This window comes from Sinomonas atrocyanea, assembly GCF_030812675.1.
GTDB lineage: Bacteria > Actinomycetota > Actinomycetes > Actinomycetales > Micrococcaceae > Sinomonas > Sinomonas atrocyanea_B.
The window spans coordinates 268583-283843 of the sequence record NZ_JAUSTE010000001.1 but is presented as its reverse complement, the minus strand read 5'-3'; the positions used below and the strand labels follow the sequence as shown (position 1 = coordinate 283843).

At 70.6% G+C, this 15261-nt stretch carries 16 protein-coding genes; 12 read left to right on the top strand and 4 right to left on the bottom strand.

Going from position 1 to position 15261, the window contains the following annotated elements; all coding sequences use genetic code 11:
* Window positions 1-56 precede the first annotated feature (56 nt).
* Genes J2W20_RS01310 through J2W20_RS01300 form a run of 3 tightly spaced genes read left to right on the top strand, consistent with a single transcriptional unit; the run spans window position 57 to window position 2150 of the window.
* The gene (locus J2W20_RS01310; protein ID WP_307003909.1) at window positions 57-836 is read left to right on the top strand and encodes a glycosyltransferase family 2 protein; all 780 of its coding nucleotides are present in this window, start codon (window positions 57-59) and stop codon (window positions 834-836) included.
* Window positions 833-1264, top strand: a complete 432-nt coding sequence (locus tag J2W20_RS01305; RefSeq protein WP_307003907.1) for a DUF2304 domain-containing protein — start codon at window positions 833-835, stop codon at window positions 1262-1264. Before J2W20_RS01310 ends, J2W20_RS01305 begins: the two co-directional genes overlap by 4 nt.
* Window positions 1254-2150, top strand: a complete 897-nt coding sequence (locus J2W20_RS01300) for a glycosyltransferase family 2 protein (RefSeq protein WP_307003904.1) — start codon at window positions 1254-1256, stop codon at window positions 2148-2150. Before J2W20_RS01305 ends, J2W20_RS01300 begins: the two co-directional genes overlap by 11 nt.
* 93 nt (window positions 2151-2243) lie before the next feature.
* Here the strand turns inward: J2W20_RS01300 and J2W20_RS01295 are convergent, their stop codons facing one another.
* The 4 genes from J2W20_RS01295 to rfbA form a co-directional block, all read right to left on the bottom strand.
* Window positions 2244-3668: a lipopolysaccharide biosynthesis protein gene (locus tag J2W20_RS01295; RefSeq protein WP_307003902.1), complete on the bottom strand. Its 1425-nt coding sequence runs from the start codon at window positions 3666-3668 to the stop codon at window positions 2244-2246.
* Entirely contained in the window at window positions 3665-4675 is a 1011-nt protein-coding gene (locus tag J2W20_RS01290) for a glycosyltransferase family 2 protein (protein WP_307003901.1), read from the bottom strand. The genes J2W20_RS01295 and J2W20_RS01290 overlap by 4 nt, the downstream gene beginning before the upstream one ends.
* A gap of 69 nt (window positions 4676-4744) precedes the next feature.
* Window positions 4745-7003: a GH25 family lysozyme gene (locus J2W20_RS01285; protein ID WP_307003899.1), complete on the bottom strand. Its 2259-nt coding sequence runs from the start codon at window positions 7001-7003 to the stop codon at window positions 4745-4747.
* Window positions 7004-7140: 137 nt separating this feature from the next.
* On the bottom strand, window positions 7141-8004 hold the full coding sequence (gene rfbA / locus J2W20_RS01280; protein WP_307003897.1) for a glucose-1-phosphate thymidylyltransferase RfbA: 864 nt from the start codon (window positions 8002-8004) through the stop codon (window positions 7141-7143).
* 53 nt (window positions 8005-8057) lie between these two features.
* Between rfbA and rfbB the strand changes: the two genes are divergently transcribed.
* The 9 genes from rfbB to J2W20_RS01235 all read left to right on the top strand — a co-directional run bounded on the left by rfbB (window position 8058) and on the right by J2W20_RS01235 (window position 15251).
* Entirely contained in the window at window positions 8058-9071 is a 1014-nt protein-coding gene (rfbB, locus tag J2W20_RS01275; protein WP_307003895.1) for a dTDP-glucose 4,6-dehydratase, read from the top strand.
* Complete coding sequence (locus J2W20_RS01270) at window positions 9068-10516, top strand: bifunctional dTDP-4-dehydrorhamnose 3,5-epimerase family protein/NAD(P)-dependent oxidoreductase (RefSeq protein ID WP_307003893.1); 1449 nt, start codon at window positions 9068-9070, stop codon at window positions 10514-10516. The genes rfbB and J2W20_RS01270 overlap by 4 nt, the downstream gene beginning before the upstream one ends.
* Window positions 10517-10633: 117 nt before the next feature.
* On the top strand, window positions 10634-11860 hold the full coding sequence (locus tag J2W20_RS01265; protein ID WP_307003891.1) for a CpaF family protein: 1227 nt from the start codon (window positions 10634-10636) through the stop codon (window positions 11858-11860).
* A complete protein-coding gene (locus tag J2W20_RS01260) occupies window positions 11860-12714 on the top strand; it encodes a type II secretion system F family protein (protein ID WP_307003889.1) in 855 nt (284 codons plus the stop codon). The genes J2W20_RS01265 and J2W20_RS01260 overlap by 1 nt, the downstream gene beginning before the upstream one ends.
* Complete coding sequence (locus tag J2W20_RS01255) at window positions 12711-13652, top strand: type II secretion system F family protein (RefSeq protein ID WP_307003887.1); 942 nt, start codon at window positions 12711-12713, stop codon at window positions 13650-13652. The genes J2W20_RS01260 and J2W20_RS01255 overlap by 4 nt, the downstream gene beginning before the upstream one ends.
* 52 nt (window positions 13653-13704) lie before the next feature.
* The gene (locus J2W20_RS01250) at window positions 13705-13935 is read left to right on the top strand and encodes a hypothetical protein (protein ID WP_307004733.1); all 231 of its coding nucleotides are present in this window, start codon (window positions 13705-13707) and stop codon (window positions 13933-13935) included.
* A gap of 2 nt (window positions 13936-13937) precedes the next feature.
* Window positions 13938-14330 carry a TadE/TadG family type IV pilus assembly protein gene (locus J2W20_RS01245; protein WP_307003885.1) on the top strand — a complete coding sequence of 131 codons (393 nt, stop codon included), beginning with the start codon at window positions 13938-13940 and terminating at the stop codon, window positions 14328-14330.
* The gene (locus J2W20_RS01240; protein WP_307003883.1) at window positions 14314-14772 is read left to right on the top strand and encodes a hypothetical protein; all 459 of its coding nucleotides are present in this window, start codon (window positions 14314-14316) and stop codon (window positions 14770-14772) included. The genes J2W20_RS01245 and J2W20_RS01240 overlap by 17 nt, the downstream gene beginning before the upstream one ends.
* Complete coding sequence (locus J2W20_RS01235; protein WP_307003881.1) at window positions 14769-15251, top strand: pilus assembly protein TadG-related protein; 483 nt, start codon at window positions 14769-14771, stop codon at window positions 15249-15251. The genes J2W20_RS01240 and J2W20_RS01235 overlap by 4 nt, the downstream gene beginning before the upstream one ends.
* Window positions 15252-15261: the final 10 nt, after the last annotated feature.

Below are 15261 nucleotides of genomic sequence, written 5' to 3'. Positions count from 1 at the left end.
GCACTGGGTCCGACGTGCAGGGGAAGGGCCGGGCGCACTTGGTATAGTTGCCAATCATGGGTACACCGAGGCGATCAGGCGCGCTCATCATCATGCCCGCCTGGAACGAGGCAGAAGCCATCGGGGGCACCATCCAGACTGTGAGGGCCATCGTCCCGCACCACGACATCCTGGTCGTGGACGACGGCTCGAAGGACGCGACGGCACGGATCGCCGCCGAGGCCGGAGCGGCAGTCCTGAGGCTGCCGTTCAACCTCGGCGTCGGCGGGGCGATGCGCGCGGGATTCAAGTACGCGCTGCGGAACGGCTACACCCGCGCCATCCAGGTCGACTCCGACGGCCAGCACGACCCCCACGACATTGACCGAGTGCTCGCCGGGCTCGAGCACGCGGACATCTCCATCGGAGCCCGCTTCGCCGGTCGCGGATCGTACGACGCGAAGGGCCCACGCCGCTGGGCCATGGTCGTCCTCGCGAAGGTCATCTCCGCCGTGGCCGGGGCGCGCCTCACGGACGTCACCTCCGGATTCCGGGCCGCAAACCTCAAGGCACTCCACCAGTACATGGAGCACTTCCCGGCCGAGTACCTCGGCGACACCATCGACTCCCTGGTGGTGGCCGTGAAGTCCGGGTGCAAGGTCATCCAGGTCCCCGTGGAGATGAAGGCCCGGCAGGCCGGCACCCCGAGTCACAGCCCGTGGAAGGCGACGATCTACTTGGCCAGATCAGGTCTCGTGCTCTGCTTCGCGCTCGCACGTCCCCGCACCAAGATGCCCGCCGAGATCACCGCGCCCGCTGCCGGTGACATCGCCGGCGAGACGGGGGCCTCCGCGTGAGCGTCGCCTTCTCCCTCGTGATCGCCATCTGCATGGTGCTGGCCGTACTGGCCATGCTCCGTTCCGGCAAGCTGCGCGAGAAGTACGCCGTCCTGTGGCTCGTCGTCGGCGGCCTGACGATCATCCTCGGCATCTTCCCGAGCCTGCTGGACTGGGCGGCGTCCCTCGTCGGCATCAAGGTTCCGGCGAACCTCCTCTTCGCCCTCTCGATCGTGCTCCTCGTCGGCGTCGGGCTCCACGTCTCGCGCGAGCTCACGGTCCTCGAGGAGGAGACCAGGATCCTCGCCGAAGAGGTCGCCATCCTGCGCCAGTCCGTCGACGTGCTCCGCAAGGGCGGCACGGCGTCGGGCGAGGCTCCCCAAGACCCGACCGCAGTGCACCATCCCGCACGTCCGATCGCATCAGAAGAGGTTGACAGTGACCATTGACGTGATGTTCCCCTACTACGGGGACGTTGCCATGATGAAGGCCGCCGTGGCCTCCGTGCTCAGCCAGGAGGACGAGGACTTCCGTCTGACCATCGTCGACGACGGGTACCCGGACGAGACCCTGCCGGAGTACTTCGCCAACCTCGTCGACGGCGACCCGCGGGTGCGCTACTTCCGCAACGAGAAGAATCTCGGCGCCAACGGGAACTACAAGAAGTGCCTGTCCCTCGTCGAGCACGACGTCGTCGTGGTCATGGGCGCGGACGACATCATGCTGCCCAATTACATCGGCACGGTCCGCAAGGCGTTCCAGAACCCGGACGTGGCGATCGTCCAGCCCGGCGTCGAGGTGATCGATGAGAACGGCAGCGTCTACGAGCCCCTCGGCGACCGCGTCAAGGCCTTCCTGCGGCGCCTGGCCGTCGGCGGCTCGTCCGAGGCCATCATCGAGGGCGAGGCCATCGCCGAGAGCCTCATCACCGGTGACTGGCTCTACTTCCCGTCGGTGGCCTGGCGCGCCGAGGCGATCCTCAAGCACGACTTCCGCGAGCAGTACAACGTGGTCCAGGACCTCGCCCTCGCGATGGACATCATCATGGACGGCGGGAAGATGCTCGTCACGGACACGGTGTGCTTCCAGTACCGGCGCCACCGCGAGTCGGACTCCTCCGTGCGTGCCCTCGACGGGCGCCGGTTTGCCGAGGAGCGGGCCTTCTTCGACGAGTGCGCCGCCGACTTCGCGCGGCTGGGCTGGACGAGGGCGGCCCGTGCGGCCCGCGTCCACCTGACCTCGCGGCTGAACGCGGTCTCGCTGACCCCCAAGGTCGTCCAGAAGCGCATGTGGCCGGGGCTGAAGAGGCTGACCGCCCACGCGCTGCGGCCGTAGCCGGCCCCCAAGCACAGACACCGGCGGCGCCGGACCCTCCTCGGGTCCGGCGCCGCCGGTGTGTCTGTGGTGGCCGAGCCGGGCGACGCCGGATCAGCCGATGACGGCCTTCAGGCGCCCGGAGCGCCACAGCCAGAGGGCGGCGGCGGCGAACGCGACCAGCGCGGCGGCGAAGGTCCCGACGCCGAACCAGAAGTCGGTGGGCAGCAGGAGCATGAGGGCGCAGACGGCGACGCTCGCCACGAGGCCGACCACCATGATCTTCGCGTCCATCAGGTGGCGGCCGTGGCGGTGTGCGGCGGCCATGTAGGCCAGCCCCAGCAGCACGAAGGCCAGCACCTTGGTGGCCCCCACCCAGAAAAGGCTGCCAGTGGAGGCCGGGACGAGCATGACCGCGAGGTCCACGACGGCGACGGCCGGGGTGACCAGCGCCATGAGCCGGGTCCGCCCGATGGCCACGAGCTGGGTCGTGCCCAGCAGGAAGACGATGTATCCCATGGCCATCGCCGGCATGATCCGGGCGAGCTGGAGCTGCTCGACGGTCGGATCGTGCGCCAGGATGTTCGCGGCCAGCACGGCCGACGCGCTCGCGGCGACCGCGAGGGCCACGCCGACCGCGACCCCCTCGACCATGATGCGGCGGACCGCGCCCTTCGCGTCCTCGCCGCGGTGCGCGAGGATCGCCGTCTCCCACACATTCGCGAGGGCCATGATTACGGCGAGGGGGCCGAGGGCCATGGGCAGCATGGCGCCGTACCTGCCGTAGAAGGCGGGCCCATGCAGGGCGGTGAGGATGAACGATTCGCCCTGGAGCATGAGAACGAGCGCGACGCTGTGGGGGAGCATCGGCGCCGAGGTCCGCAGCGCGGCGCCCACCAGTCCGGGGAAGGCGAAGGGCCTGCCGGGCTTCGAGGCGATGAGGCTGGCCACCGAGGTCAGTGCGACGACGATGGCGAAGGCACCCATGTAGGCGGCGGCGCTGCGCGAGACGAGGAGCACGGCGGCGAGGCCCGCGAGGTGGCCGAGCGTCTGCGCGCCGATCGTGATCCCGACGAAGGCCAGGGCGCGGTGCTGCGCCCTCAGGACGGAGAGGCACATCTGGATTCCCCCCAGCAGCCCCACCACCGCGAGCGCGATCACCGTGGAGAGGTCGTCGGCGAGCCGTCCTGCCGCGGCGGCCAGCCCGACGGCGACCCCGACGCCCAGAATCCCCAGACCGGCGCTCTGCAGGATGCCGAAGCCCGACAGGGACGCCGCCTTGCGCGGGCCCTCGGGTCCGTCGAAGTAGGCGCGGGTGATGATGAGCGGGAGGCCGACGAGGATGACGATCAGGGCGACCGACACGAGGGAGATCGAGAACGAGACCCGTCCCCACTGCTCCGGGTCGAGGGTCCGCTGGACGAACGGCTGGGTGATCAGGGGGCCGGCACCCTGGGCGACGGCGGCCAGCAGGTAGAGGAACCGGTGGCTGGCCGGCGCAGCCGTGACGGCCACCGCCTGCCCTGAGTCTCGGCTCATGCCCCGAGCTCGTACTGGCGCCGGATGTAGGACCGGTACGCCGAGGCGTAGAGGGCCGGCGCGAACCGCGCTGCGACGGCCGAGGCCGCGATGAGCGGTGCGCAGGCGAAGACGTCGGGCAGGTCCCTCAGCCGGACCTTGTCCCTCAGGACGGACGAGAGGGACGCGACGGTCGTCTCGTCGGCGCCGCCGGCGAGGGCGCCGGAGAGCACGACGACGGCGAGCGTGGTGCGCATGGTGCGCCAGGACCGCTGCGAGACGAGGGGGGCGACGGCGGGGTTGAGGCCCTCGCGGAGGAACGTCTCCGTGTCCGTGACGAAGTCGGCTGTGAGCTTCTGCGACCACGTGGTCGAGGCTGCGTCGACGTAGTAGGCGTAGACCGGGGTGGCGCTGAACCGCACCTTGGTGCTGTAGGAGTAGGCGGCGGCGTTGAAGATGATGTCCTCGTAGCGCCGGATGTCCTCCCGGTGCTGCACCGCGTCGAAGAGGCGCCGGCGGTAGAGCTTGCCGTGGTTGTAGTTCCAGATGCGCTCCTGGAGCAGCGCCTCGACGGCCTCGAGGCCGGTGAGCGTGCCGGCCACACGGTCGGGGCGGACGCTCTCGCGCCCGCTGGCGAGCTTGGCCACGTGGGCTCCGGCGGCGACGTCGACCGTGGGGTCCGCGGCGAGCGCGAGGAGGTGGTCCAGCGCGGCGGGGAGCAGCTCGTCGTCGCTGTCGAGGAAGCCCACGAAGTCGCCCGACGACGCGGCGACGCCGGCGTTCCGGGCCGCGCTCGGGCCGGAGTTCGCGTCGAGCGAGATCAGCCGGATGCGCTGGTCGCCGGTGGCCGCGATGTAGTTCCGGACCGCGTCCGCGCTGGCGTCGGTGGAGCAGTCGTCGACCACCACGGCCTCCCAGGCGCCGACGGTCTGCGCGCGGAGGCTGTCGAGGGCCCGGCCGATCACGGCGGCCCCGTTGTACAGCGGGATGACGAGGCTCACTCGGGGCGTGGGCGCTGGGCTGGTCACGGTGCTCCCATGATCGGAACGGACATCGGCTGGTCGGCGCGCGAATCGTGCACCGACCAGCCTACCCGCTCAGGAATAGGAGACGACGGCCCCGCCGGTCGCGGTCCACGAGATCGTGCCGCCCTGGTAGTTCTGGTAGCACGAGCTCGAGGACGAGCAGATCTCGGAGGTCGTGGGGTACCCGAGCCGGCTGTTCTCGAAGCCGAGGTTCGCCCACGCGTTCCGGATCGCCCCCCACGTGCTCAGCTGGGCGCCGGTGGCCGGGCTCCAGACGATGCCGCCGCCCTGGAACATCTGGTAGCAGCCGCCCCTGACGAGGCCGCACGTCTCGCCGCTGGAGGTGGGATAGCCCATGCGGCCGTCCTGGAAGCCGGTTGCGGCCCAGGCGTTGCGGATCGCCCCCCACGTGCTCAGCTGCGCGCCCGTGGCGGGGCTGTAGTTGATGCCGCCGCCCTGGAACATCTGGTAGCAGCCGCCGTTGACCTGGCCGCAGATCTTGCCGGTGGTGGGGTAGCCGAGCTTGCCGTTCTCGAAGCCGTTGGCTCCCCAGGCGTTGCGGATCGGCCCGTACAGGCTCAGCTGGGCCCCGGTGGCGGGGCTGTAGTTGATGCCGCCGCCCTGGAACATCTGGTAGCAGCCGCCGTTGACCTGGCCGCAGACCTTGCCCGTGGTGGGGTAGCCGAGCGAGCCGTTCTCGAAGCCGCTGGCACCCCACGCGTCCCGGATGGGTCCGTAGATGCTCAGCTGGGCGCCCGTCGCCGAGGTCCAGTTGATGCCGCCGCCCTGGAACATCTGGTAGCAGCCGCCGTTGACCTGGCCGCAGACCTTGCCCGTGGTGGGGTAGCCGAGGATGCCCCGTTCGAAGCCGTTCGCGCCCCACGCGTCACGGATCGGTCCGTACAGGCTCAGCTGGGCGCCCGTGCCCGGGCTGTAGCTGATAGCTCCGCCCTGGAACATCTGGTAGCAGCCGCCGTTGAGCTGCCCGCAGATCTGGTCAGTGGTGGGGTAGCCGAGCGCGCCGTTCTCGTAGCCGCTGTTGGCCCACGCCGTCCGGACTGCCCCGTAGTAGGTGGGCCGTGCCCCCGTGGCGGAGCTCCAGTTGAGGGCCCCGTTCTGGAAGAACTGGTAGCAGCCGCCGTTCTTCAGCCCGCATGCGATCCCGGATGTCTGGCCGCCCAGGCCGGTATAGGCGCTGGCGGCGGCGCCCATGGAGGCGCTCGGATCGGCGTCGCCGTAGGTGGCGAAGCGCTTGAGCCCCGAGTAGTCGCCATTCCAGACGTTGGAGTCGCCGGGGAACGGGCCGCTCGAGCTGTACTGCCAGACACTGAAGTTGCCCCAGCTGGCGGGCAGCGTGCCCGGGCCCGAGGTGTTGTACGCCGCGATCCAGAGCGGGTTGTTCGAGAAGGCGGCGGAGTTGCCGGTGCACGAGCCCCACCAGTCGCTCGTGGAGTAGACCATCGGCCGGCGGCCGGTGAGGCTGAGGACGGTGTTCGAGAAGTCGTTGATCCAGCCGACCATCTGGGCGGGGCTCATGCTGTAGCACGTGTTGCCCATGTAGACGCCGTTGATGGTCTGTCCCGCGTAGGGGTTGTACTCGATGTCGAGCACCGGCGGGAGCGTGATGCCGTCCGGGGTCCAGCCGCCGCCGTTGCTGACGAAGTACCTGGCCTGGTCGGCGCCCGAAGACCAGTTCGGGATGGCGAAGTGGTAGGCCCCGCGGATCATGCCCGCGCTCTGGGAGCCGAAGTACTGCGAGGAGAACAGGCTGTTGGTGTAGTAGTTGCCCTCCGAGGCCTTCACGTAGGCGAACCGGACGCCTTGGCCGTACATGCTGCCCCAGTCGAGGCTCGTCTGGTAGGCGCTCACGTCGACGCCGGAGATGCCCCAGGCGGGCTGCCACGCTCCGGGGAGCAGGCTCGGGACGCCCATCCCGCGCGCGTTGTTCCCGCCTTTGTTCTTCGACTGCGGGTTCGCCTGGCCCATCTTGGCCCCCGGGCCGATGAGGCTGCGCATCGCGGCGCGCGCCGAGGGATCCTTGCCAGCGTCCTCTGGGTCGCGGGTGCCGGGTTTGACCGGCGGCGCGGACGACGGCGGCGGCCCGGGGACGACTGGTGGGGTCGCCGACGGGCTCGTGGCCGGCCCGGGCACCGGTGCGCCGGGCTTCGGCGCGGGGGAGGTCGGGCTCGGGGTGGCAGGCGAGGTTGGCTGCGCGGTGTCGGCGCTGGCCGGCAGGAGTGGGCCGAGGAGGAATCCTACGGCGAGGACCGCGCTGATCGCCGTGGCGGGAAGGACCCGGTTTCGGCGGCTGGTCCAGAACGTGTGCAGCATGGCGTATCTCCAAGAGCTTCAGGAGCCAAAGACTCCGGGGCGCTCGGCGAGCGTAGCACACATGTTGTTGAAGTGAATTGCGTGGCCAGTGTGAATAATGATAGTGCAGATAATTCTGCCCGCTGCGGTGCCCCGGGTCAGCCGCCCAGGAGGCCGAGGAGGTAGCTGCCGTAGCCGCTCTTGGCGAGTTTGGTGGCGCGGGCGCGGAGTTCGTCGTCGGTGAGGAAGCCCTGGCGCCAGGCGATCTCTTCGGGGGCGCCGATCTTGAGGCCTTGGCGGTTCTCGATGGTGCGGATGAAGTTGGAGGCGTCGTTGAGGTCGGCGAAGGTCCCGGTGTCCAGCCATGCGGTGCCGCGGGGGAGGACCTCGACCTGGAGGGTTCCGGCCTCGAGGTAGGTGCGGTTGACGTCGGTGATCTCGAGCTCGCCGCGTGCGGAGGGTTTGAGGGACTTGGCGATGGCGACGACGTCGTTGTCGTAGAAGTAGAGCCCGGGGACGGCGTAGTTGCTCTTGGGGCTGGCGGGCTTCTCCTCGAGCGAGACGGCGCGGCCGTCCTGGTCGAATTCGACGACGCCGTAGGCGCTGGGGTCCTTGACCCAGTAGCCGAAGACGGCGGCGCCGTCGATGTCCTGGTGGCGGCGCAGCTGGGTGCCCATGCCGGGGCCGTAGAAGATGTTGTCGCCGAGGACGAGGGCGACGGTGTCGTTGCCGATGTGGTCCTCGCCGAGGAGGAAAGCCTGGGCGAGGCCGTCGGGGGAGGGCTGCTGGACGTAGCTGATGGAGATCCCGAAGTCGGCCCCGTCGCCGAGGAGGCGGCGGAAGTGCGCGGCGTCGTCGGGGGTGGTGATGACGAGGATGTCCCGGATCCCTGCCAGCAGGAGCGTGGAGAGCGGGTAGTAGACCATGGGCTTGTCGTAGACGGGGACAAGCTGCTTGCTGACGCCGAGCGTGATGGGGTGGAGTCTGGACCCTGTTCCCCCGGCCAGGATGATTCCCTTCATAACGGTCATCATGTCGGTTCCGGAGGGACTTTCCCAACCGTTAGATTCATTTCATGCGATTGCTCGTCACTGGGGGGGCCGGTTTCATCGGCTCGAACTTCGTCCACTTTGTTCTGCGGCACACGGATTATGACGTGACGGTGCTGGACAAGCTCACGTATGCGGGGAACCTCGATTCCCTCCGGGGGCTGCCGGGGGCGCGGTTCCACTTCGTCAAGGGCGACATCGCCGACGCCGCACTGGTTGACGGGCTCGTCGCGGGCGCCGACGCGGTGGTGCACTACGCGGCGGAGAGCCACAACGACAATTCGCTCCACGATCCGAGGCCGTTCCTCGACACCAACATCATCGGCACGTACACGCTGATCGAGGCCGCCCGCCGGCATGGGACGCGGTTCCACCACATCTCCACGGACGAGGTCTACGGCGACCTCGAGCTGGAGGACCCGGAGAGGTTCACCGAGCAGACCCCGTACAACCCCTCGAGCCCGTACTCGTCCACGAAGGCCGGCTCGGACCTGCTCGTGCGGGCGTGGGTGCGCTCCTTCGGCCTGCAGGCCACGATCAGCAACTGCTCGAACAACTACGGCCCCTACCAGCACGTGGAGAAGTTCATCCCGCGCCAGATCACCAATGTCCTCGACGGGGTGCGGCCCAAGCTCTACGGCGAGGGCCGGAACGTGCGGGACTGGATCCACGCGGACGACCATTCCTCCGCCGTCCTGACGATCCTGGAGAAGGGCCGGATCGGGCAGACCTACCTCATCGGCGCCGACGGGGAGAAGGACAACAGGAGCGTCGTCGAGCTGATCCTGAAGGAGATGGGGCACTCCCCGGACGCGTACGACCACGTCGTCGACCGGCCGGGGCACGACCTGCGGTACGCGATCGACTCCACCAAGCTGCGCACCGAGCTGGGCTGGGAGCCCCGCTTCGGCGACTTCGAGGCGGGCCTGGCGGCCACGGTCCAGTGGTACCGCGACCACGAGGCCTGGTGGCGGCCGCAGAAGGCCGCGACCGAGGCCCGCTATCAGGAGCAGGAACAGAAGAAGGAGCAGGGCCAGTGAGCGCGGTGGACGGCCAGCTCGGATTCTCCAAGCCCCTCGCCGCGCACGGGACGCCCATTCCCGGCGTCGTCCTCTACGACCTCCCCGTCCACGGGGACAGCCGCGGCTGGTTCAAGGAGAACTGGCAGCGGGAGAAGATGGCCACCCTCGGGCTGCCCGACTTCGGGCCGGTGCAGAACAACATCTCCTTCAACGCCACGGCCGGCACCACCCGCGGCATCCACGCCGAGCCGTGGGACAAGTTCATCTCCGTCGCCACCGGGCGGGTCTTCGGCGCATGGGTGGACCTGCGCGAGGGGCCCTCGTTCGGGGCCGTGTTCACCGCCGAGCTCGACCCGTCGACGGCGATCTTCGTCCCGCGCGGGGTCGGCAACGCGTTCCAGACGCTCGAGGACGGCACCGCCTACACGTACCTCGTCAACGACCACTGGTCCGCCGCCGCGCAGGGGGAGTACACCTTCCTCAACCTCGCCGACGAGACCGCCGCCATCGCCTGGCCCATTCCCCTCGACCGCGCCGAGCTCTCGGAGAAGGACCGCGCCCACCCGCGCCTGGCCGACGTCACCCCGATGCAGCCGAAGAAGATCCTCGTGCTCGGCGCGGACGGCCAGCTCGGCAAGGCCCTCCGCGCGGAGTACGACGGCGCCGCGCACCTCGAGTTCGCCGCGCGCGGCGAGTTCGACCTCGCCGACCCGGCCTCGTACGCGGACCGGAACTGGAAGGACTACTCGGCGGTCGTCAACGCCGCCGCCTACACCGCCGTCGACGCGGCCGAGACGCCGCAGGGGCGCCGGACGGCGTGGGCCGTCAACGTCGCCGCCGTCGCGCAGCTCGCCCGGATCGCGGTCGAGCACCGGCTCACCCTCGTCCACGTCTCCAGCGACTACGTCTTCGACGGCGCCGAGGCCCTCCACACCGAGGACGAGCCGTTCTCCCCCCTCGGCGTCTACGGGCAGACCAAGGCCGCCGGCGACGCCGTGGCCTCCGTCGCGCCCCGGCACTACATCGTGCGGACCTCGTGGGTCATCGGCGAGGGCACGAACTTCGTGGCCACCATGGCAGACCTCGCCCGCCGCGGCATCGAGCCCTCCGTGGTCGAGGACCAGATCGGCCGCCCGACGTTCACCGCGGACCTCGCCGCCGGCATCCGCCACCTGCTCGAGGGCAACGCCCCCTACGGGACCTACAACCTCACCGGCGCGGGCCCAGAGGCCAGCTGGGCCGACATCGCCGCCGACGTCTTCGCCGCTGCTGGCACCGACCCCGCCCGCGTCCACCGCGTCTCCACCGCCGAGTACTTCGCCGGCAGGGCCGCCGCCCCACGCCCCCTCCGCTCGACCCTGGACCTGGCCAAGATCACAGCCACCGGCTTCCACCCCACCCCCTGGACCGACCGCCTCCACGACCGCCCACTGGCCGAGGAGGAGGGGGACGCCGCGGGGTGACCGCAGAGTTGTCCACAGGGCTCGCGCAGGCCGGGACGGCGGTTTACAGAATCCGTTAGGCTGAGGCTGCTGCCGGGTAGGGGCCCGGCGCGAAGGGCGCACCCGGGGGGGAAGTCTGTGGATGCTCTGCGCATGGTCGAGGGCGAGGTCAGAGAGCTCATCAGGCTCCGTGGCGTCGATCCCCTGCGGGAGGGCGGCGAGGTCCGGCGCCTCGTCGACGCGGCAGTGGTGGACTACGACGAGCGTGCGCTCCGGGGGGCCGTGCCGCCGCTCGGCCCGCTCGATGCCGCGCGGAGGGCGGTCTTCGACGCGGTCGCCGGTTTCGGCCCGCTCCAGCCGTTCCTGGACGACCCCACCATCGAGGAGATCTGGCTCAACGCCCCGCACGAGGTCTACGTGGCCAGGGAGGGGGAATCCGAGCTGACGGGCCTCACCCTCACTGAGCAGGAGGTGCGCGACCTCGTCGAACGGATGCTCAAATCCTCGGGCCGGCGCCTCGACCTCTCGAGCCCCTTCGTCGACGCGGCGCTCCCCGACGGCTCGCGCCTGCACGTCGTCATCCCGGATGTGACCCGACGCCACTGGGCCGTAAACATCCGGAAATTCGTCGTGAAGGCGAGCCGCCTCGAGCACCTCGTCGAGCTCGGCTCCCTGAGCCATCAGGCGGCGAGGTTCCTCTCGGCCGCAGTCGCCGGGGGCCTGAACATCCTGGTCTCGGGCGCTACCCAGGCGGGCAAGACAACCCTGCTCAATTGCCTCGGTGCTGCGATCGGCTCACGGGAGCGGGTCGTGACGGTCGAGGAGATCTTCGAGCTGCAGTTTCCTCTGCGCGACGTCGTCGGCCTCCAATGCCGCCAGCCCAACCTCGAGGGCAGTGGCGAGATCCCGCTCCGGCGGCTCGTGAAAGAGGCACTGCGGATGCGGCCGGACCGACTCGTCGTCGGCGAGGTCCGCGAGGCCGAGAGCCTCGACATGCTGATCGCACTCAACTCCGGGCTGCCGGGGATGTGCACCGTCCACGCGAATTCGGCGAGCGCCGCGGTCACGAAGCTGTGCACCCTTCCGCTCCTTGCCGGGGCGAACATCTCCTCGTCGTTCGTCGTGCCGACCGTCGCCGCCTGCATCGACGTCGTGGTGCACTGCAGCCGCCACACCAGTGGGCGGCGCCAGGTCACCGAGATCCTGGCGGTCGGGCAGCGCGTCGAGGACGGCATCATCGAGACTTCCTCAGTCTTCGCGCTCGACGCGGACGGCGCGCTGCGGGCCCGGCCCACGGGAATGCCGGCCACCGAGAAGTTCGAGCGCGCGGGCATCGACGTGCTCCAGCTCCTGGAGGCCGCCTGATGGCGGCGGCGGTGGGGCTCGCGGGCGGGATCGGTCTCTTCCTCGTCTGGTGGTCCTTCTGGCCGCTGCCGGTGCGGTCGTCCGAGGCCCGGGCGCCCGGCAGGCTCCGGCGGCTCATCGCGCAGGCGGGGCTCGAGCGGGTCTCGCCCGCGGGACTCGTCTTCTCGAGCGCGGGGCTCGGCTGTTTCGTGGCCCTGGCGTTCTTCGTGGTGACCGCTGCCGCCCCCGTGGCGCTGTGCTTCGGGCTCTTCGCGGCGGGGCTGCCGGCGGCCCTCGTCCGCTGGCAGGCGAAGCGCCGCTCCGCTGTCCTGCGGGAGCTCTGGCCCGACGTCGTGGACCACCTCCGCTCCGCAATCCGGGCAGGCCTCTCGCTCCCCGAAGCGCTCATGCAGCTCGGCTACAAGGGGCCCGAACCGCTGCGCGGCGTCTTCCTCGACTTCGCCGCGGACTACCGCTCCGGCGGAAGCTTCGGGCTCGCGCTCGACCGGCTCAAGGACAGGCTCGGAGACCCGGTCGCCGACCGGATCGTCGAGGCCCTGCGGCTCACGCGCGAGGTCGGCGGCTCTGACCTCGGCCGGCTGCTGGGCACCTTGTCAGAGTTCCTCAGGGAGAGCGCGCGGACCCGCAGCGAGCTCGAGGCGCGCCAGTCCTGGACCGTCAATGCCGCCCGCCTCGCCGTGGCGGCGCCGTGGATCGTGCTCCTGCTGATGTCCGCGAGGCCGGAGGCCATGGTCGCCTACGCCCGGGCCACCGGCCTCGCCGTGCTCCTGGTCGGACTCGGGGTCTCTGCGTTCTGCTACCGGCTCATGCTCCGCATCGCGGCGCTCCCCGAGGAAGAGCGGGTGCTCCGATGAGCGGCACGATGGCGCTGGCCGTGCTCGCGGGCGCCGCCGGCGGGGTTGGCCTCTGGCTGGCGTTCGTACGGCTGCCCGTGATGCGGCGGACCACCTTCACTGAGCGGGTCGCTCCCCAGCTGCGATCGGCAGACCGGCGTTCGCGCCTTCTGCAGGATGCCGAAGCGAACATCACTCCGTTCGGACCGCTCGAACAGATCCTCCGCCCGCTCCTGCGCGACGCCGCGGGATCGCTCGGCCGGCTGAACCTCGGGAACGCCGCGCTGGCCCGACGCCTCGCGCAGGCCGGTTCAGGGAAGAGCGCGGTGGACTTCAGGGCCGAGCAGCTCCTCTGGGCGGGGGCCGCCTTCGCGCTCGCAGCGCTCGGTTCGGTGACGGCGGCGTTCGCCGGGAGACTCAATGCACTCTTCGCGGTCCTGATGGTCCTTGTGGCCACGGGAGTCGGATTCATGGCGCGTGATTACGTGCTCGGCCTGGCCATCAGCAGGCGAAAGCAGCGCATCCTCGCGGAGTTCCCCTCGATCGCCGACATGATGGCCCTGGCCGTCGGCGCGGGGGAGACGGCGGCGGGGGCACTGGACCGCACGGCGCGGGTCTCCCGTGGGGAGCTGGCCCGCGAGTTCAGGGCAGTCCTCGCGGATACCCGCTCCGGGACTCCGCTCGTGGAGGCCCTGCAGGCGATGGGCGATCGCCTCGGCCTCGCGCCGATCTCGCGCTTCGTCGACGGCCTGGTGATCGCCATCGAACGTGGCACGCCGCTCGCCGACGTCCTCCGGGCCCAGGCCCAGGACGTCCGCGATGTGGCCAAACGAGAGCTCATGGAAGCCGCCGGAAAGAAGGAGATCGGCATGATGGTGCCCCTTGTCTTCGGCGTCCTTCCCCTGACCGTCGTCTTCGCGGTCTATCCCGGCGTCGCCGCCATCACCCTGGGCTTCTGACCATCGACTCACCGCACTCACGCAGCACCCGATCGGGGGAAAGGGAACCGACATGAAACCGACCATCCGCAGGACCGCCCTGACGCGCGCCGGCATCGCGCTCTCGATGCTCGCCGCCACGCTGACGCAGCGCCTGGCCCAGGGCCCCAGAGAGCGGGGCGACGTGCCCGGCTGGGTCATGATCACGCTCATGTCGGCAGTCCTCGTCATGGGGCTCCTCGCCGTGGCAGGACCTGCCCTCGAGGGCCTCTTCAACCAAGCCATCAGCCGGGTCAGCAAGTAGCGATGGGCCCGCGTCTGCGCGGCGGCGCGACGGACGAGCGCGGTTCCGCCGTGGCCGACTTCGTCATGGTCGGGGGACTGCTGACGGCGCTGGCGCTCGCCGTCGTCCAGCTTGCCCTCGTCCTGCACGTGCGGAACGTGCTCATCGACGCCGCAGCCTCCGGCGCCCGGTACGGGACGCTCGCCGACCGGACGCCAGCCGACGCCCGGCAGCGCACCGCCGACCTCATCACCGGGGCGGTCGGGGCCCAGTACGCGGCGCGCATCGCGGTCGGACGGTCCGAGACCTCCGGCGTGCGGACCCTCGAGGTGCGCGTGGTCGCCCCGATCCCCGTCGTCGGCCTCATCGGGCCCGTCGGGACGATGGAGGTCGCGGGCCATGCGCCGCTGCTGTGACTGGGTCCGGAGGATTCGGGGAGATGCCCGGGGGGAGGGCGGGAGCGCCGTCGTCGAGTTCGTCTTCCTCGGCGTGCTCCTGCTCGTCCCGGTGGTCTACTTCGTCCTCACCGTCGCGGCGCTCCAGGGAGCCTCGTTCGCGGCGGCTGCGGCGGCCGACCACGCCGCCAAGACCTTCGCCCGGGCAGCGGATGAGTCATCGGCCCACGCAGCGGCTGCGGTGTCAGTGCGGGTGGCACTGGCGGACTTCGGGCTCGCCGAGCAGTCCAGCCGCCTCGAGGTCGCCTGCGACCGGGAGCCGTGCCTCCAGGCGGGCGCGGCGGTCCGCGCGTCCGTGCACGTCGAGGTCCCGCTGCCGTTCAGCCCGGTGACCTCCGCGTTCGGACTGACCGTCGGCCGGATCGATGCCTCGGCCACGCAGATCGTGGGGAGGTTCCGATGACCGGCCGGGCGCGCGCCGTCCTGCGCTTGGCACAGCGCGGCCGTGCCGCGGACGAATCCGGCCAGCTGACGGTGCTGGCGATCGGGTTCACCGTGCTGTGCCTCCTCGTGGCCACCACCGTGATGGCCGTCTCCGCGGTGCACATCGAGTTCAAGAAGCTGCTCTCCGCGGCCGACGGCGCCGCGGTGGCCGCCGCTGACAGCTTCACCCTGGCGGAGACCGCCACCGGCGACGGACCGCCCGCCGCGGTCCTCGCGCCGGAGCGCGTGCGGGGCGTCGTGGCGACGTACCTCGCGCGCGACGGCTCCGCGGCCCGGTTCGAAGGCCTGTCCGTGGCGGCCGCGACGGGGAGCCCGGACGGGCGCACCGCCACCGTGACCCTGACCGCCGTCGCCCGGATCCCGGTGGTCAACTTCATCCTTCCGGACGGCGTGCCCATCGAGGCGACCTCCAGCGCGAGGGCGAGGCTCCTGAAGTGACGCGGAGAAG